Below are 16,354 nucleotides of genomic sequence, written 5' to 3' on the forward strand. Positions count from 1 at the left end.
TGGCCGACCGCAGATTCGTCATGAGCCAAACCCCTCCAGACAGCCTGATTTCGGCCCTCGTCCTGTTCTCGGGCGGGCAGGACAGCGCCACCTGCCTGGCCTGGGCGCTGGAACGATACGGGCGGGTCGAGACTGTCGGTTTCGACTATGGCCAGCGTCATGCGGTCGAGATGCAGGCCCGACAGACGGTGCGCGACGCCATGGCGCGCGTCCTGCCGCAATGGGCCGACCGGCTGGGGGCCGATCATGTGGTGGACCTGACCGGATACGGCCGCATCGCCGATAGCGCCCTGACGGCCGAACGGGCCATCGAAATGGACGCGCGCGGCCTGCCGACCACCTTCGTGCCCGGACGCAACCTGATCTTCCTGACGGCGGCGGCGGCCCTGGCGGACCGGCGGGGGCTGGAGGTTCTGGTCGGCGGCATGTGCGAGACCGACTATTCCGGCTATCCCGACTGTCGCAACGACACGATCCAGGCCATGAGCCGGGCGCTGAGCCTGGGCCTGGACAAGCCCGTGCCGATCGAGACGCCGCTGATGGCCCTGACCAAGCCCCAGACGTGGGCACTGGCGCACCGGATCGGCGGCGACGCCCTGGTCGAAATGATCGTGGAGGACAGCCACACCTGCTATCTGGGCGAACGCCGTGAACGCCACGCCTGGGGCTATGGCTGCAGCGTCTGCCCGGCCTGCGAGCTGCGCGCGGCGGGCTATGCCGAGTGGGTCGCCGCATGACCTATGCGGTGAAGGAGACCTTCCTGACCATTCAGGGCGAGGGCGGCCAGGCGGGGCGTCCGGCGGTCTTTCTGCGTTTTGCAGGCTGCAATCTGTGGAACGGGCTGGAGCGGGACCGGGCCACGGCCGTCTGCAATTTCTGCGACACCGATTTCGTCGGGACCGATGGCGACGGCGGCGGCAAATTCCGTTCGCCTGAGGCCCTGGCCGACCATGTCGCGGCGATGTGGCGGGGCGGGGACGGGGCGCCGAAGCTGGTGGTCTGCACCGGAGGCGAACCCCTGCTGCAACTGGACCCGCCCTTGATCGCGGCGCTGAAGGCGCGCGGTTTCGAGATCGCGGTCGAGACCAATGGCACGGTGGCGGCGCCGGAGGGGCTGGACTGGATCTGCGTCAGTCCCAAGGCCGATGCGCCGGTGGTCCAGACCACGGGCCAGGAGCTGAAGCTGGTCTTCCCCCAGGCCCTGGCGCGGCCCGAACGGTTCGCCGACCTGGCTTTCGAGCGGTTCTGGCTTCAGCCCATGGACGGCCCGGACCAGGCGGCCAATACGACGGCGGCCATCGACTATTGCCTGACCCATCCCCAGTGGCGCCTCAGCGTCCAGACCCACAAATACATCGGCGTGCGTTGATGCAGTTCGAGATCACCAAGGCGGCCACCTTCGACGCGGCCCACCATTTCCCCAACGAGCCGGAAGGCAGCATCTATCGCCGCCTGCACGGCCATTCCTTCATGGTCGAGGCGACGGTGCGCAGCGAGACTCTGGACGCCGACCACGGCTGGGTCGCCGACCTGGGCGCCCTGGACCGCGCGCTGAAGGCGGCGGCGGAGGAGCTGGATCACGGCCTGTTGAACGACAAGCCGGGGCTGGAGCTGCCCAGCCTGGAGAAGCTGTGCCTGTGGTTCGTCAATCGGCTGAAGCCGGAATGGCCGGGCCTGTGCCGCGTCACCGTGGGCCGGCCGACGATCCATGAACGGTGCACGGTGAGCCTGTGACAGCGGTTCGCGACTACCGTTCCGGCGAGGCGGAAGCGTTGAACCGGCTGTACGTCGCCTCGGTGCGGGGCCTGGGCGTGCGCCACTATTCGGCGGCGCAGGTCGAGGTCTGGGCCGGGCTGGCGCCGTCGAGCGAAAGACTGGACGCCCTGATGGCGGACGGGCGGACGCGTCTGGTCGCCGTGGACGGCGAGGATCGGCCGGTCGCATTCGCCGATCTGCAGACGGACGGCCTGATCCATTTCCTCTATTGCGCGCCGGAGGCGGCGGGGACGGGGGCGGCCGATGCTCTGTACGCGGCGTTGGAGGCGCGGGCGCGGGGGGCCGGCGTGCCGCGCCTGACGTCAGAGGCCAGCGAGGCCGCCGTGCGGTTTCTGAAAGCGCGCGGGTTCACCGTGCTGGAGCGGCGAGACTTCGAGGTCGAGGGCGTGGCCATCCACAACTACGCCGTGGAGAAGCGGCTTTAGCAGTCGCGGCCCTGGCGCTGCCGGCGTTCGCGGCGTTCCTGGCGGCGGCGTTCCTCGCGGGCCTCGCGTTCGCGTTTGAGGCGGGTTTCCTCGTCCGAGGTGGTGACGGCGTCGACGCCGGCGCCGACGACCGCGCCGGTGGCCTTCGCCGCCCCGCCGATGACGGCGCCCGTCGTGCCGACCGCGGCCCCGACCAGGCAGCCCTGCAGCATCAGACCGACGCCCAGCAGGATCGTCGCGGCGGGCAGGCGCGAAGTGAAACGGATCATGCGGGGTGTCTCCTGATCCGCACACCTAAGACGATGATGGTGAATGAAGCCTGAGCGGGCCGTCAGCCTTCCCGCGCCGCGCGGCGGGGCGGGATCAGCTTGCGCCGTTGCCGCGACAGGGCCAGGGCCCGTCCGTCGGCGCCCCAGCAGACGGCGTCGTCCACCGTCCAGCCCAGCCCCAGGTCCAGCATGCGGAACTCGAAGAAGGCCCAGCCGTCGGGCGACGTCTCGGGCGTCGGATCGGCCAGGATGTCGTAGCGGAGGTCCACCGTCGTCATCATCGGCGGCCGGCGGCTGGCCGTCCAGGCGGGGGGATAGAGGGCGTCCAGAAGATAGCAGAGGCGCAGCTCGTCCAGGGGGCGGCCATCGGCGATCCGCATCCATAACCGCTCGACCACCGGCCGGCCCTCATTGCCGCCCAGGATGTTGGGGCCGCCGTCGAACCGGAACTCGACATGTTGGGCGAAGCGGGGGGCCATGGGGCCGGCGATGGTGGCGGCGGGGTCCAGGCTGTCCAGGGGCGGGGGCGGGGCGCTGATCTGGGCGATGGTCGGGCCGTCGCCGTCGCCGCCGAAGGTGGCCGCGCCATTATGGGTCAGGCGGCCGTCCTGATGCGCCTGAACCGCCGCATAGGCCACCGAACGCCCGCCACGCAGCAGGCTGGGCCGGAATCTCACATCGTCGTCGAACCGCGCGGCCGACAGATATTGCACCGCCAGACTGCGCAAGGGGGCGGTCAGGCCCAGGCCCTGGCGCATGGCCTGGGCGCACAGGGCCGCCAGAAGGCCGCCGAACGGAAAGCCCGCCTCGGGCGGCTGGTGCTGCATGCCATTGGAGAAGTCGCCCGACAGATGGGCGATCAGGTCTTCGCCCTGGGGCTTCAGGGTCAGGGCGTCGGTGACGGGCGTGGTCATGGCGTGGACTTAAGGGGACAAAAGAGGGGGCGAAAGGCGTTGGCTTCCTTTCGCCCCCAGTTGAGGGATGCAGGAACGCTCCGGCCCATGCGGGAGGATTGTCCGTTGCAAAACGAGACTGACCTACTCCGTCGTTATTGGCAACCCACTTGCCAAAAGCCTGACGCGGGGTCACTTTCTGGGTATGGGCCGCACCGCAGACTATTCCCGACAAAGCTGTTCGATCGCCGCGACGCTGGAGGTGATCGGCGATCCGTGGACCCTGCTGGTCATCCGCGACGCCTTCCAGGGCGTGACCCGGTTCGAACAGTGGCAGGACCGTCTGGGCGTGGCGCGCAATGTGCTGGCTTCGCGGTTGAAGACGCTGGTGGCGCATGGGGTGCTGGAGCCGCGGCTGTATTCGGAACGCCCGCCGCGCAACGAATATGTGCTGACGGCCAAGGGCAAGGATCTGTCCGACGTGCTGCTGACCATGCACGGCTGGGGCTCGAAACACCTGTACGGAGAGATGGATTCCGGCGTCACCTTCCGGCACACGGCCTGCGGGGCCGAACTGACGCCCCGGCTGGCCTGTTCCTGCTGTGGCGAGGTGGTCAAGCGCCGCGATATCCAGATCGAATTCCACGCCGACCGCCCCACCGTGGCCGAGGTGCTGAAGGACGACGCGGCCTGACATGGCGCCCGTCACCCTGATCGGCAGCCCCGTCTCGCCCTATGTCCGCAAGGTTCTGGCCGCCTGCGCGATCAAGGGGGTGCAGGTGGCGGTCGACCCCATCACCCCCTTCATGGGCGACGACGGCTTTTCGCGCATCAGCCCCCTGCGGCGCATTCCGGTGTGGATCGAGGGCGATTTCGTCCTGAACGATTCCAGCGTCATCGTTCAGTATCTGGAAGAGACCCGGACCGGCCCGTCATTGTGGCCCGTCGATCCCAAGGACCGGGCGCGGGCGCGCTGGCTTGAGGAATACGGCGACACCCGCCTGTTCGACGTGCTAGGCTGGAAGCTGTTCTTCCAGATCGCGCTGAAGCCGCGCTTCTTTGGCGGCGAGACGGATCAGGCGGTCGTGGCCCATGCGCGCGACGTCGAACTGCCGGAAATCCTGGATTATCTGGAAAGCGTGTCGCCGGACGACGGCTTCCTGTTCGGGGATCAGCCTTGCGTGGCCGATTTCGCGGTGACGGCGGCCTGCATGAATCTGGACGCCATCCGGGTGTCGGTCGATCCGGCGTGCTGGCCGCGTTTCGCGGGCCTGATCGCGCGGGTGCAGGAGACGCCGCTGGGCGCCGTGAACCGTCTGGCGGGGGTGCTGATGAAGACGCCGATCGATCAGCACCGCGCGGCTCTGGCCGAGCACGGGCTGATCCCCGCCGCGACGACCCTGCTGGGGGCGCAGGTGCGGCGGGGACCGATGACCGCCAGCTAGTCGCCGGTCTTGCGGACGTAGCGGTTCAGGAAGGTCAGATAGGATTCCTGGGCCGTCACGCGGTTCTCGCGACGCAGGAAGCCGTGGCCTTCGTCGGGGAACAGCACATAGTCCACCGGCACATTGTTGGCCCGCACGGCGGCGACCAGTTCGTCGGATTCGACCTGCAGGACGCGCGGGTCGTTAGCGCCCTGAACCACCAGCAGCGGCCGGCGGATGTTGCCGGCGTGGAACAGGGGCGAGATACGGCGATGCCGCTCGGCGTCGGTGGCCGGATCGCCCATCTCGTCATACAGCGCATCCTTCTGCGCGCCCCACCACGGCGGGATGGATTCCAGCGTCCGCACCCAGTTGGTGACGCCGAAGATGTTGATCCCGGCCTCGAACGCCTCGGGGTGGAAGGTCAGGGCCGCCGCGGTGATGTAGCCGCCATACGATCCGCCCATGACCGCCACCTGATCGTCGGCCACCCAGTCCTGGGCCCGCAGCCAGTCGCCGCCCGCCACGATGTCGCGCAGGTCCGCCTCGCCATGGGCCTTGTCGTCCATGTGGAAGAAGGTCTTGCCATAGCCGGACGAGCCGCGGTTGTTCGCCGCCAGCACCGCATAGCCGTGGTTCACCAGATGCTGGATCGAGGCGGAATAGCCGCGACGGCTCTGGCCGCCCGGCCCGCCGTGCACCCAGACGACCGCCGGGGCCGGATTGGCCGCCGAGGCGCCCTTGGGTCGGTACAGGACCGCCGGCACCATCACCCCGCCTTCGCCTTCGTATCGCACGATGCTGGCCTCGACCAGGTCGGCTTCGCGGATCGCGGGGTTCAGGGCGGTGGTCAGCCGGCGCGCGCGGCCGTCCGACAGATCGGCCACGAAGATGTCCGACGGCGAGGTGTCCGAGGCCACGGTGAAGGCGATGCGGCTTTCATCGGGCGAGAACCGCACCGAACCGATATCGCCCGCGGGCAGGCCGGTCAGGCGCACCGGCTGGTTGGTGGTGGTGTCCAAGATGGTCAGTTGCGTCTGGGCGTCGGCGTTCAGGGCCGAAACGCGATAACGCCCCGACCGCGAATAGGAGACGTTCATCACGTCCCAGTCGGCCTGAATCAGTGGGGTCTTGTCGCCATCGGCCAGATCATAGCGCCAGGCCTGGTTGAACTCGCCATGTTCGTTGGTGGCCAGGATCAGGGCCTGGTTGTCGGGCGTGAAGCCATAGGCGTCATAGGCGATGTCGCCAGTGTGTTCGGTGATCAGGCGCGGCTCGCCCGGATTGGACAGATCCACCAGATAGACGTCGGCGTTGGCGCTGGTGACCGGCTTGGTCAGGGCCAGCCAGCGACCGTCGGACGACACGGCCGAAATGAACATGCCGGGATTGTCATAGATGCGCCGGCCTTCCAGCGTGGCGGTGTCATAGGCGTAAAGGTCGAACACGCGCGGATCGCGGGCGTTGGTCGTGATCCAGAGGGTCTGGTTGTCGGCGGACAGGCCGACATAGTTGGCCTTGACGTTGTCGCCCGGCGTCAGGTCGCGCAGGGTTCCGTCCGCCTCGCGCACATAGATGTGGGTCAGTTCGTTGCCGCCCTGGTCCGATCCCACGATGACGCGGCCGTCCGGCAGATAGGTGCCCGAAAACACGGCGTTGGTCGCCGAGGCCGTCAGAGCCCGGGCCGGAGATCCGTTGACCGGCAGGGCATAGACGTTGAACACCCCCGTCGCGTCCGAACTGACCAGGATGGCGTCGCCGTCCGGCGAAAAGGTCAAGCCGTTGGCGCCGCCCAGACCATAGCTGGTGGTCTCGAAGAACTGGGCGGCGGAATAGGTGCGGGCGGCCTCGGCCGCAGCTTCGGCCTGGACTGTCTGGGCGATGGCGGCCATCGGCGCGATGGCGGCGAGGCTTAGGGCCAGGGTGGACGTCAGGCAGGCGGCGTGGATTGAGCGCATGGCGGTTCCCCGATGTTCGACTGATGATGTCAGGAGGCGTCAGCAGAGCATTTCAGATGCGCCCTGTCGTCGGTTTTCTGGCGCCGGCGTCAGCCCACGCCGTGCCCCTTCAGAGCCAGCAGGGGGATGACGATGTCCTCTTCGTCGTCCAGGTGCCGGACCAGGGGCGGCAGGGCGGCGTCCAGAATATCGGCCAGACGCAGCCCGGCGTCGCGGGCGTCGGGCGATCCGGCGGCCACGGCCGCATGGAAGTCGCGGCCTTTCACGAACATCGCCTCCAGATGGGCGTGGACGGCGTCGTGGTCGCGGTCCAGCAGGTCGATGCCGTCGCAGATCCTCGGCTCCAGTTGCCGGAAGACGGGGAAATAGTGGCCGCTTTCGATCCGGTGGTGTCCGTCCAGATGCTGCAGAAACGCCTGCAGCGCCGGGATCAGGGCCTGATGCAGACCGCGCGGGTTGGATGGATCGGCGCGAAAGGCGTCCGTCAGGGCGGTCATGTGCGCGCCATGACTGCGAAACCCGGCGTGCATCTGCAGCCAGTGGGCGGCGGTCGGGTGCAGCGTCGGCTCGCCCCATCGTGCGCGCGGATACTGGTCGCGCAGATAAAGCCAGTCGGCGGGCAGGCCGACACGCGACGCCAGAGACAAGTGGTCAGGGTTCAGCCGATCAGACAACCGGCGTCGTGTCCCGGATGAAGCCCCCGCCCAGCAGACGCTCGGGATCGGCGGGGTCATAAAGGGCGCAGGCCTGGCCCGGCGCCACGCCTTCCTCTCCGACCTCGAACACCACCTGCACGGTGTCGCCGTCCAGCCGCAGCCGGGCGGGCGAGGGCGCGCGGGTCGATCGCACGCGCGCCAGCACGGGCGCGCCCGCCGCCGCCGCGTCGCCGATGGTGGCGGCGTCGCCCAGCCAGTTGGTTTCTTCCAGGCTCAGGGCGGCGGTCAGCAGGGCCTCGCGCGGCCCCACCACCACCTCGCGCCGGTCGGGGTCCAGACGGGTGACGAACAGCGGCTCGCCCACCGCCACGTTCAGCCCGCGCCTCTGGCCGATGGTATAGCCGGTGATGCCGGTGTGGTCGCCCAGTTCGCGCCCGTCCATATGCACGATCTTGCCCGGCGCCCGCCCTTGCGGCCGCAGCCGGTCGATCAGGGTGCGATAGTCGCCGGAGGGCACGAAACAGATATCCTGGCTGTCCGGCTTGGCGGCGATCTTCAGGCCCAGTTCGGCGGCGACGCCCCGCACCTGGGGCTTTTCCAGATCGGCCAGGGGGAAGCGCAGGAAATCCAGCTGCTGGGCCGTGGTGGCGAACAGGAAATAGGACTGGTCGCGGCTGTGGTCGATCGCCTTGCGCATCTGGCTGCGGCCATCGGCGCCCACGGCGCGGCGGACATAGTGGCCGGTGGCCATGGCTTCGGCCCCCAGGTCGCGCGCGACATCCAGCAGGTCGCGGAATTTGACCGTCTGGTTGCAGCGGATGCAGGGCACCGGCGTCTGGCCGCGCAGATAGCTATCGGCGAACTGGTCGATCACCGCGTCGCGGAACCGGCTTTCGTAATCCAGCACATAGTGAGGAATGCCCAGGGTTTCGGCCGCCAGGCGGGCGTCGTGAATGTCCTGACCCGCGCAGCAGGCGCCCTTCTTCTTCAGCGCCGCACCATGGTCATAGAGCTGCAGCGTCACGCCGACGACGTCGTATCCCGCCTTGTGCAGCAGGGCCGCCACCACGGTGGAGTCCACCCCGCCCGACATGGCCGCCACCACGCGCGATCCGACCGGCAGGCCGACCGCCGCGCGCGCGGATGCGATCGCCGCATCCATGTCGCCTTGGGCGCTCATGGGGGCGATGGTCGGGATAGGGCAGGACGGCTCGATCTGCGTCATCGCCGCCATTTAGTGCGAAACCGGCGCGATTTCGAGGCCGGGCGCCGCGGAAACGGCGACGGCCGCCCCCGTTGCCGGAGGCGGCCGCCAAAAGAAGACCCCGGGAGGGAGGGGGTCTTTAGTTCCGGTAGCTCTGGATCCGCGTCGTGCGCAGACCCTGCATGCCCCATTTGTCGATCGCCTTCTGCCAGGCCAGGAATTCCTCGGTCGTCAGGCGATAGCGCGCCAGAGCGTCCTCGAGGCTCAGCAGACCGCCGCGCACGGCGGCGACAACCTCGGCCTTGCGCCGAATGACCCACCGGTCCGTATTGGCCGGAGGCAGGTCGTTGAGGGTCAGCGGGATTCCCGTCGGTCCGACCACGTATTGTTCGCCTTTGCTGTTCAGGCGTCGCTCTTGCAGCATGGGCTTAAGCCTCATTCACCACCACCATTGAGTTGTGAATGTACCCAGCCGCCGCTAAGGGCCGTTTAAGCGTCGTGGTGAAGGAAGGAATAATATTCCTACCTCTGAGCAACGCCCTGTTCGGACTGTTGAAGCGACGATTCATTATGACTAACGATCGGTTACTTTAAGATCAGCGTTTGATGCTGATCAGTTCGGCCAGCATTTCGTCGGCGGTCGTGATGATCTTGGACGAGGCGGAATAGGCCCGCTGGGTGGTGATCAGGCCGGTGAACTCGGTCGACAGATCGACGGTCGAGGCTTCCAGCTGCGAGGCGCCGATAAGGCCGGCGCCGCCCGTTCCGGGGGTCTTCAGATTGAAGGTGCCCGACCCCTGGCTGACGCGGAAGGCGTTGCCCGAAACCTCGGTCAGGCTGTCGGGGCTGGGGAAGGTGGCCAGGGCGACCTGGGCGATGCGGCGGGTGACGCCGTTGTCGAAGATGGCGGTGACGAAGCCCTTTTCGTCGATCTTGACCTCCGACAGGTTCCCGAAGGTGGTGCCGTTGGTCATGGTCGCCTGAACGACCGAGGCGCTGTCGTACTGGGTCAGGCCGCCGGCCGCGGCGGTCAGGTCGAAACTGATGGCCTGGTCGTCGATGCCCAGGCCCGCGGCCCAGTTGAAGGCGTTCGCGCCGGGCGCCGCGCCGTCAGAGGCGCCGAACGTCAGCGTCGCATTGGCCGGATCGGCGAACAGGGCGTCGGCGCCCAGGGCGGTCATGGCGGCGACGTCCAGACGGCCGTCCTGGGTGAAGGCGACCAGGCCGGTCTTCAGCTGGCCGTTGCTCAGGCCGGCGCCGGTGACGACGTCGCCCGCCGGCACGGCGCGGATTTCGGCGTACCACTGGTTCGGCACGTCGCTCTTCAGGAACGACAGGGCCAGGGTGCGCTGGCCGCCCTTGGAATCCGACACCGGCACCGTGACCTCGAAGTCGGGCTTCACGCCGGCGCCGGTTTCGGGATCCCACATGGCCATGGAGTTGGCGACCGGATCATAGGCGTTGGCGCCGGGGGGCGTCGCGCCGGCGTCGATCGCCTCGGCCGAGACGGTCTGGCTGGACTTCAGGTTGGCGTTCAGCTGGATGCGGGTGGTCGCCTCCGCCGTGCCGCCGACCGAGCCGACGTTGATGGTGCGCAGGCGCGACATGTCCGACGGATCGGTGTTGATGTCGCCATTGGCGTCCACCGGCCAGCCCTGCAGATACAGGCCCGCCGTATTCTTCAGATAGCCCAGGTTATCGACGCGGAAGGCGCCGGCGCGGGTGAACAGGCGCGCATCGTTGGGCGTCAGGTTCTCGGCCTTCTCGGTGACTACGAAGAAGCCCTGGCCGGCGATGCCCAGGTCGGTGGTCGAATTGGTGCGCTGAAGCTGGCCTTCCTGGCTGGTGAAATGCCGCGCAGAGGCCAGCACCCCGCCCGCCGAATAGCCGGCGCCCTGGCTCTGGCTGTTGACGATGGTCTGGAACTCGCCCTGGCTGCGCTTGTAGCCGATGGTGTTCACGTTCGCGATGTTCTGCGAGATGGCGGCCAGGGCCGCCGAGTTCGCGGTCAGGCCGGAAACGCCGGCCAGAAGGGCGCTGTTGATGCTCATGGTCTCGAACTCCTAGGACAGCAGTTTCAGGGGGTTCAGCGCCGAGGCGATCGAGGCCATCAGGCTCTCGTCCTCGCCGTCGTCTTCGGCGCCGGGTGTGGGGGTTTCGGTATCCTGCCCGCCGAAGGCGCTGGATTCGTCCAGGGCGATCAGCTGGCTCAGCGGCACGATCGAGCCGCCGATGGTGGCGTAGGGCTGGCCGTCATACAGCTCGACCCCGGTGATGCGGCCGCGGACCAGAACCTGAGAATCCACGACACCGCCGGCGCCGGTCTTGGCCGTGACCTTCAGCGTATAGACGCCGCCGTCGTCCATCTGGCCGCCGCCGGTGGTCTTGCCGTCCCAGACGAAGTCGTGCGTGCCTTCGGTCTTGGCCGGCGCATCGCCCGACCAGACCACGCGGCCGGAACTGTCCAGCACCTGCAGCTGGGCCGAGGCGGCGTCGGACGCCAGCTCGTAGCTCCAGCGCGCCTGGCCGTCCTGCAGCCGGGTGGCGGACCAGGCGGCGGTGGCCGTCTTGCCGATATAGGCCGAGGCGCCGGTCAGGCCATTGCCCTGTTGCGCGGCCAAGAGGCTGGTCAGCAAGTCGTTGGTCAGCAGTTGCTGTTCGACGCCGGCCATCTGGGTCAGCTGGGCGGTGAACTGGTTGGAATCCACCGGCGACAGGGGGTCCTGGTTCTTCAACTGCGCCGTCAGCAGCGACAGGAAGGTCTCGAAATTCGAGGCCATCATCGTCTTGCCGTTGTTGATGCGGTTGACCGATTGGCCTGTGGTTACGGCGTCGACCATCGGTCAGACCCTCATGTCGACGCGGTCGGGCGTCAGGTTCAGATTGATCCAGCGGGCGGGCGTTGCGGCGGCGGACTGATCCGCCGTGTCGCCCAGGCGGCGTCCGCCGGCGAAGGCGGCGTCGCGGCCCCAGCGGCGGTCGGCACCCTCATCGAAGGCGCCGCCCGAAAAGGCCCCGCCCTCGCGCTCGGCGAAGTCCAGGGCGTCGTCGGCCAGTTGAAAGCCGGCCTCCATCAACTGACGGCGCAGTTCGTCGGCCCGGCCGCGCAGGTCGGCGGCGGCGGCCGGGTTGTCGAAGGCCAGACGCGCGGCCAGGCGGCCCTCGGCGTCGATGTCCAGGCTGACGTCCACCCGGCCCAGGTCGTCAGGCGTCAGAACCATGTCGAACCGGGTCTGGCGCCCTTCCAGGCGGCGCAGAACCTGGGCGGCGATCATGGCCGTGGTCTCGACCGTGGCGCGCGACAGGCTGGACGCCGTGGCCGCCGCATGGGGCGTGGCCGCGCCCTGGGGCGAAGGGGGCGCCGTCGGTGCGGCGTCGGCCGATGTCGCCGCTCCCGGCTCCACGGCCGTGCGGGCGGCAGCCTCGGTCCCCTGCGCCGCCGTCGCCGTCGCAGGCGGGGGGACGGGCCGTTCGGCGGTTTTCGACGCTGGATCGGCGGGTGCGGCGGCGCCAGGCGTGCTGTTCGGCCGGGTTTCGGCCGGCGCTTCGGTGATCGCGGCCTTGTCGGACAAGGCCGTACGAGATGCGGCGGCGTTCGACGGCGCCTCGGCCCGGTCGCGACGTTCGGACGCGGCGTCACGGGACGCAGGATCACGGGGCGCCGGGACGGGCGTCTCGGCGGCGTCTTCTGTGGTGGCGGCGACGGGCGCAGAGTCAGCCTCGGCCCCCGCCGTTGCATCCGCCGTCGCGGCGTCATCGAGGGGCGCAGCCGGAGCCGGCGTCTCGGCGGCCGGGGTCGTCGGTGACGGGGCGGCCTGCATTTCGGTCGGCGCGGGCGCCGCCGGGGCGACCGGTGCGGGGATCGAGGGCGCAGGCGCGATCTGAGGGTCGGCGGCCGCAACCGGCGGCGCGGGGTCCGGCGGCGTCTGGGTCTGCGTCTTGTCGGCGGCGCCTGCGTCTTCGATCGCCTCGGCGGTCGCGACAGGGGCTGTGACGACGTCCGGGGTCTCAGCTTCGGCCACAAGGGCGTCAGCCGCCACGCCCGTCCCCGACTCCGCGCTCGTATTTTCGGACACCTGATGCAGGGCGGCCTGCGCCATCAGGGCGCGCCGCTCCAGCCGCGACGGGGCGGTCTGGGCCGGCGGTGTCTGAGGCTGGGCTTCGGCGTCGTCGCGGCTCCAGGCCTGAACCGCCCCGGCGAATTCGCCAGGCGTCACCTCGCCCGTCGCCGGGTTGGGCGACGCCGCGGCGCCCATGGCGGGCGCGATCGGGGACAGGATGGACGAAGCGGACATGCGGAGGCAGGCGGCTCTGACAGATCGGACGGGCGGCGCCTGCTGCGCCTGGGAACATTCGGATCGTCCATGGCAAGGGCCGGGCCAGTTGCGCCAATCGTCGCCAAGTCAATGAAATTGCGAATGTAAGTTCGATGGCGCCGACCTTGGCCTGAAGGGCGTCACGGTCGTTTCTTGCCGCCCTGAAGGGCCAGACTTGCCCGGTCGCGGCGCAGCAATGGCCGCATCCCGCAACTGGCCCAAGGTTTGCGCGCCATCCCGGTCATGGATGTGACGTCACACATGATGTGCTTTGATTTCAAAGCCTTCGCTCTGCGGCCGGATCGGTCCGCCGGGCAAGAACTGCGCGTCGGCGGGCAGGGCCTGCCGGGCGCCGACGTCTGCATGACGACCGGAGGACGCCCATGTCGCTGACGTCCATCATGAACATCGCCAACAGCGGCCTTCAGACCGCCCAGACGCAGCTGCGCATCGTTTCGGACAATGTCTCGAACGTGAATACGCCCGGCTATGTCCGCAAGATCGGCGATCAGGTCACGCAGCTGAACCAGGGCCTGGGCGCGGGCGTGGAGGTGGCGCGCATCCGCCTGGCCACCGACCGGTTCCTGCAGGCCGCCAGCCTGAACGCCTCCAGCGAGGCCGGGCGCCAGGGCGTGCGCTATGAACTGTATGACCGCATCCAGTCCCTGTTCGGGGACCCGGGCGGCGACAGCAGCTTCTTCGCCCAGATCGACGATCTGTTCTCGGCCTTCGCCGGCGCATCGGAAGACCCGGTTTCGTCGCCGCGCCGGCAGGAGGCCCTGTTCCGCGTCCAGGCGATGTTCGACGAATCCATCCGCATCAGCGGTCAGATCCAGGCCGCGCGCGAGGATGCGGACGGCCGGATCCAGAGCGCGGTCGAAAAGGCCAACGGCCTGTTGCAGCAGATCGAAAGCCTGAACGTCGAGATCGCGCGGGCCACCGTGGTCAACGGCGACGCCTCGGGCGCAGAGACGGCCCAGGCCGCGCTGGTCGCCCAACTGTCCGAACTGATGGATGTGCGCATTAGCCAGCGTTCGGTCGGCGGGGTGTCGATCCGCACCGGCGCGGGCGTGCTGCTGGCCGGCGATGGTCATGCGACGCTGGAATACAATCGCGCCGGCACGGTCACCTCGGAAACCAGCTTCAACGAGATCTGGGTCACCGAGCCGCGCGGGCAAAAGCGGCCCCTGCTGGACAGCCTGACCTCGGGCGAGATCAAGGGCCTGGTCGAACTGCGCGACGTCGATGCGCCCCAGGCGGCCGAGCGCCTGGCCGAGCTGATGACCAATGTGGCGGACCAGCTGAACCGCGCCCACAACGCCAACACCTCGGTGCCGGCGCCCTCGGTGCTGAACGGCCGCAATGTGGGTCAATCGCTGGAAAGCGCCCTGGCCGACTTCACCGGCACGACCAATATCGCCGTGGTCAACAGCGCCGGGGTGATCCAGTCGCGGGCCGAGATCATCTTCTCGACCGGGGGCATGACGATCAACGGCGTGTCGGCGACCCCGGCCACCTTCCTGACGGTGCTGAACGCGCAACTGCCCGGCGCCACCGCCAGCTTCGCCAACGGCGTGCTGAAGATCGAGACGGGCACGACCGACGGCCTGTCCATCGCCGACAGCGCGACCAACCCCAGCGACAAGGCCGGGCGCGGCTTCTCGCATTATTTCGGTCTGAACGACCTGATCGTGACCGATCGCCCGGCGCTGTATGACATCGGCCTGACGCCGGCGTCGCCGCACGGCTTCACGGCGGGCGAGACGGTGTCCTTCCGCTTCACGGGCGAGACGGGGGCCAAGCTGCGGGACATCACTGTGGCGGCGCCGGCGGGGGGCACGATCAACCACCTGCTGACGGCGCTGAACAATCCGACGACCGGCGTGGGGCGGTTCGGCAGTTTCGCCCTGGATCCCGCCACCGGGGTGCTGAAATTCACCGCCTCGGGCTCGCCCGCGCCCCAGCTCAGCGTGCTGGAGGATCGCACCACCCAGGTTCCATCCGGCGTGTCCATGACCGAGATGTTCGGCATCGGCGGCGGGGTACGCGCCAGCCGCGCCGATGGCTTCAGCCTGCGATCCGACATCCGGGCGGCGCCGTCGAAGATGGCGCTGGCGCAACTGAACCTGTCGGCGGCGACCGGAACGGCGGCCCTGTCTGCCGGGGACGGACGCGGCGCGCTTCTGCTGGCGGATGCGGGGCAGAAGACGGCGAAATTCCTGGCGGCCGGCGGGTCCAGCGGCGGGGCCATCTCGGTCTCGCGCTACGCCTCCGAACTGGCGGGCGACATCGGCGGCAAGGCGACCGTGGCCAAGAACCGGGCCGAAGGCGCCGCCGCCCTGTTCAGCGAGGCCCACAGCCGCCAGGTGGCGCACGAGGGCGTCAACCTGAACGAAGAACTGGTGCTGATGACCACCTATCAGCAGGCCTTCAACGCCTCGGCCCGTCTGATCCAGGCGGCCCGCGACATGTACGACACCCTGTTGGGGATGGTGTGATGACCCGCGTTTCGACCTTTGGAAACTATGAGGCGACCCTGGCCAATCTCATGTTCGCCGAAAATCGCGCGAACGAGGCCCTGAAGCGGGTGTCGACCCAGAAGAACGCCACCAGCCTGGTCGGCTTCGGCCGCCAGTCCGAGACCCTGACCGCGCTGAAATCGACCCAGAGCCGCATCCAGGGCTTCATGGACACGGCCAAGGCGACGGGCGAGCGGCTGGCGGCCCAGGACCTGTCGCTGAACCGCGTGGCCGACGGGACCGCCGACACGCGCCAGGCCATCGCCGACGCCCTGGCCGCCGGGCGGCTGGACGGGCTGATGCTGGAGCTGCAGGGCCAGTTCCAGGTGGTGCAGGATGGGCTGAACGGCCGGCACCAGGGGCGGTATCTGTTCGCCGGCGGCAATGTCGAGACCATCCCGGTCCAGGCCATGACCCTGGCCGAACTGTCGGCCGCGCCGTCGGTGGCCGCGACCTTCAGCAACGATACGCTGAAACAGAGTTCGCGCGTCAATGAAGCGATGACGCTGGAGACAGGCTATCTGGCCGATGAGGTCGGCAGCGAGGTCTTCCAGATCTTCCGCGAGTTGCAGGACTGGCACCAGACGACGCCGCTGACCGGCGCGCCCAGCGACGCCACGCGCGACTTCCTGACCGATATTCTGAAGCGGTTGGATACGGCGCGCGAGAACGTCACCGACATGACCGCGCGCAACGGCTCGATGCAGAACCGGGTCGAAGCCGTCATCGCCAGCCAGACCGAACAGAAGACGGCCCTGGATGAGATGCTGGCGGACAAGACCGACGCCGACATGGCCCGCGCCATCACTGATCTTCAGCTGTCGCAGATCGCCATCCAGGTTTCGGCCCAGGTGGTGAACCAGCTGCAACAGGCCTCGCTGCTCAACTTCCTGCGCTGACGCCGGAATTTTCCC

Annotated in this window: 17 protein-coding genes; 8 read left to right on the forward strand and 9 right to left on the reverse strand. The window is 68.6% G+C overall.

Features of this window, described 5'->3' with window-relative positions; translation table 11 throughout:
• The first annotated feature begins 20 nt into the window (after positions 1 to 20).
• The 4 genes from queC to Q0581_RS09870 are packed head-to-tail and all read left to right on the forward strand — an operon-like array spanning position 21 to position 2,201.
• On the forward strand, positions 21 to 737 hold the full coding sequence (queC, locus tag Q0581_RS09855) for a 7-cyano-7-deazaguanine synthase QueC (protein WP_298699828.1): 717 nt from the start codon (positions 21 to 23) through the stop codon (positions 735 to 737).
• A complete protein-coding gene (gene queE, locus Q0581_RS09860) occupies positions 734 to 1,369 on the forward strand; it encodes a 7-carboxy-7-deazaguanine synthase (protein ID WP_298699829.1) in 636 nt (211 codons plus the stop codon). The genes queC and queE overlap by 4 nt, the downstream gene beginning before the upstream one ends.
• The gene (locus tag Q0581_RS09865) at positions 1,369 to 1,734 is read left to right on the forward strand and encodes a 6-pyruvoyl tetrahydropterin synthase family protein (RefSeq protein WP_298699830.1); all 366 of its coding nucleotides are present in this window, start codon (positions 1,369 to 1,371) and stop codon (positions 1,732 to 1,734) included. The genes queE and Q0581_RS09865 overlap by 1 nt, the downstream gene beginning before the upstream one ends.
• Complete coding sequence (locus Q0581_RS09870; protein ID WP_298699832.1) at positions 1,731 to 2,201, forward strand: GNAT family N-acetyltransferase; 471 nt, start codon at positions 1,731 to 1,733, stop codon at positions 2,199 to 2,201. Before Q0581_RS09865 ends, Q0581_RS09870 begins: the two co-directional genes overlap by 4 nt.
• Here the strand turns inward: Q0581_RS09870 and Q0581_RS09875 are convergent.
• Both Q0581_RS09875 and Q0581_RS09880 read right to left on the reverse strand, forming a co-directional pair.
• On the reverse strand, positions 2,198 to 2,470 hold the full coding sequence (locus tag Q0581_RS09875; RefSeq protein ID WP_298699834.1) for a hypothetical protein: 273 nt from the start codon (positions 2,468 to 2,470) through the stop codon (positions 2,198 to 2,200). The two genes, Q0581_RS09870 and Q0581_RS09875, sit on opposite strands and share 4 nt — an antisense overlap.
• Positions 2,471 to 2,532: 62 nt before the next feature.
• Entirely contained in the window at positions 2,533 to 3,384 is an 852-nt protein-coding gene (locus tag Q0581_RS09880; RefSeq protein ID WP_298699836.1) for a thioesterase family protein, read from the reverse strand.
• Positions 3,385 to 3,568: 184 nt separating this feature from the next.
• Here Q0581_RS09880 and Q0581_RS09885 point away from each other — a divergent pair, with 184 nt between their 5' ends.
• Positions 3,569 to 4,057, forward strand: coding sequence for a helix-turn-helix domain-containing protein (locus Q0581_RS09885; protein WP_298699839.1), 489 nt, complete (start codon positions 3,569 to 3,571; stop codon positions 4,055 to 4,057).
• A 1-nt stretch (position 4,058) separates the two neighbouring features.
• The gene (locus Q0581_RS09890) at positions 4,059 to 4,808 is read left to right on the forward strand and encodes a glutathione S-transferase family protein (protein ID WP_298699840.1); all 750 of its coding nucleotides are present in this window, start codon (positions 4,059 to 4,061) and stop codon (positions 4,806 to 4,808) included.
• Here the strand turns inward: Q0581_RS09890 and Q0581_RS09895 are convergent.
• The 7 genes from Q0581_RS09895 to Q0581_RS09925 form a co-directional block, all read right to left on the reverse strand.
• Positions 4,805 to 6,745 carry a S9 family peptidase gene (locus Q0581_RS09895; protein ID WP_298699842.1) on the reverse strand — a complete coding sequence of 647 codons (1,941 nt, stop codon included), beginning with the start codon at positions 6,743 to 6,745 and terminating at the stop codon, positions 4,805 to 4,807. The genes Q0581_RS09890 and Q0581_RS09895 overlap by 4 nt on opposite strands.
• An 89-nt stretch (positions 6,746 to 6,834) precedes the next feature.
• Complete coding sequence (locus tag Q0581_RS09900) at positions 6,835 to 7,419, reverse strand: hemerythrin domain-containing protein (RefSeq protein WP_298699844.1); 585 nt, start codon at positions 7,417 to 7,419, stop codon at positions 6,835 to 6,837.
• A complete protein-coding gene (gene mnmA, locus Q0581_RS09905) occupies positions 7,412 to 8,626 on the reverse strand; it encodes a tRNA 2-thiouridine(34) synthase MnmA (protein ID WP_298699846.1) in 1,215 nt (404 codons plus the stop codon). The genes Q0581_RS09900 and mnmA overlap by 8 nt, the downstream gene beginning before the upstream one ends.
• A gap of 118 nt (positions 8,627 to 8,744) precedes the next feature.
• Positions 8,745 to 9,029, reverse strand: a complete 285-nt coding sequence (locus tag Q0581_RS09910; protein ID WP_298699908.1) for a DUF1153 domain-containing protein — start codon at positions 9,027 to 9,029, stop codon at positions 8,745 to 8,747.
• A 172-nt stretch (positions 9,030 to 9,201) separates the two neighbouring features.
• Positions 9,202 to 10,656 carry a flagellar hook protein FlgE gene (flgE, locus tag Q0581_RS09915; protein WP_298699848.1) on the reverse strand — a complete coding sequence of 485 codons (1,455 nt, stop codon included), beginning with the start codon at positions 10,654 to 10,656 and terminating at the stop codon, positions 9,202 to 9,204.
• 12 nt (positions 10,657 to 10,668) lie between these two features.
• Complete coding sequence (locus tag Q0581_RS09920; RefSeq protein ID WP_298699850.1) at positions 10,669 to 11,445, reverse strand: flagellar hook assembly protein FlgD; 777 nt, start codon at positions 11,443 to 11,445, stop codon at positions 10,669 to 10,671.
• A gap of 3 nt (positions 11,446 to 11,448) precedes the next feature.
• Positions 11,449 to 12,900: a flagellar hook-length control protein FliK gene (locus tag Q0581_RS09925; protein ID WP_298699852.1), complete on the reverse strand. Its 1,452-nt coding sequence runs from the start codon at positions 12,898 to 12,900 to the stop codon at positions 11,449 to 11,451.
• 404 nt (positions 12,901 to 13,304) lie between these two features.
• Between Q0581_RS09925 and flgK the strand changes: the two genes are divergently transcribed.
• Together flgK and Q0581_RS09935 are read left to right on the forward strand one after the other, a co-directional pair.
• A complete protein-coding gene (flgK, locus tag Q0581_RS09930; protein WP_298699853.1) occupies positions 13,305 to 15,419 on the forward strand; it encodes a flagellar hook-associated protein FlgK in 2,115 nt (704 codons plus the stop codon).
• The gene (locus Q0581_RS09935; protein ID WP_298699854.1) at positions 15,419 to 16,339 is read left to right on the forward strand and encodes a flagellin; all 921 of its coding nucleotides are present in this window, start codon (positions 15,419 to 15,421) and stop codon (positions 16,337 to 16,339) included. The genes flgK and Q0581_RS09935 overlap by 1 nt, the downstream gene beginning before the upstream one ends.
• The last annotated feature ends 15 nt before the right edge of the window (positions 16,340 to 16,354 follow it).

Origin of the sequence: uncultured Brevundimonas sp. (assembly GCF_937863155.1) — a bacterium.
In the GTDB taxonomy this organism is placed as follows: domain Bacteria; phylum Pseudomonadota; class Alphaproteobacteria; order Caulobacterales; family Caulobacteraceae; genus Brevundimonas.

Bases quoted from the DNA above. Each gene is read 5' to 3' on its own strand.
- flgK (WP_298699853.1), top strand. From the start codon at position 13,305: ATGTCGCTGACGTCCATCATGAACATCGCCAACAGCGGCCTTCAGACC.
- Q0581_RS09935 (WP_298699854.1), top strand. From the start codon at position 15,419: ATGACCCGCGTTTCGACCTTTGGAAACTATGAGGCGACCCTGGCCAAT.
- Q0581_RS09885 (WP_298699839.1), top strand. From the start codon at position 3,569: ATGGGCCGCACCGCAGACTATTCCCGACAAAGCTGTTCGATCGCCGCG.
- Q0581_RS09920 (WP_298699850.1), bottom strand. From the start codon at position 11,445: ATGGTCGACGCCGTAACCACAGGCCAATCGGTCAACCGCATCAACAAC.
- queE (WP_298699829.1), top strand. From the start codon at position 734: ATGACCTATGCGGTGAAGGAGACCTTCCTGACCATTCAGGGCGAGGGC.
- Q0581_RS09895 (WP_298699842.1), bottom strand. From the start codon at position 6,745: ATGCGCTCAATCCACGCCGCCTGCCTGACGTCCACCCTGGCCCTAAGC.
- Q0581_RS09910 (WP_298699908.1), bottom strand. From the start codon at position 9,029: ATGCTGCAAGAGCGACGCCTGAACAGCAAAGGCGAACAATACGTGGTC.
- Q0581_RS09925 (WP_298699852.1), bottom strand. From the start codon at position 12,900: ATGTCCGCTTCGTCCATCCTGTCCCCGATCGCGCCCGCCATGGGCGCC.
- Q0581_RS09880 (WP_298699836.1), bottom strand. From the start codon at position 3,384: ATGACCACGCCCGTCACCGACGCCCTGACCCTGAAGCCCCAGGGCGAA.
- mnmA (WP_298699846.1), bottom strand. From the start codon at position 8,626: ATGACGCAGATCGAGCCGTCCTGCCCTATCCCGACCATCGCCCCCATG.
- queC (WP_298699828.1), top strand. From the start codon at position 21: ATGAGCCAAACCCCTCCAGACAGCCTGATTTCGGCCCTCGTCCTGTTC.
- flgE (WP_298699848.1), bottom strand. From the start codon at position 10,656: ATGAGCATCAACAGCGCCCTTCTGGCCGGCGTTTCCGGCCTGACCGCG.
- Q0581_RS09890 (WP_298699840.1), top strand. From the start codon at position 4,059: ATGGCGCCCGTCACCCTGATCGGCAGCCCCGTCTCGCCCTATGTCCGC.
- Q0581_RS09865 (WP_298699830.1), top strand. From the start codon at position 1,369: ATGCAGTTCGAGATCACCAAGGCGGCCACCTTCGACGCGGCCCACCAT.
- Q0581_RS09875 (WP_298699834.1), bottom strand. From the start codon at position 2,470: ATGATCCGTTTCACTTCGCGCCTGCCCGCCGCGACGATCCTGCTGGGC.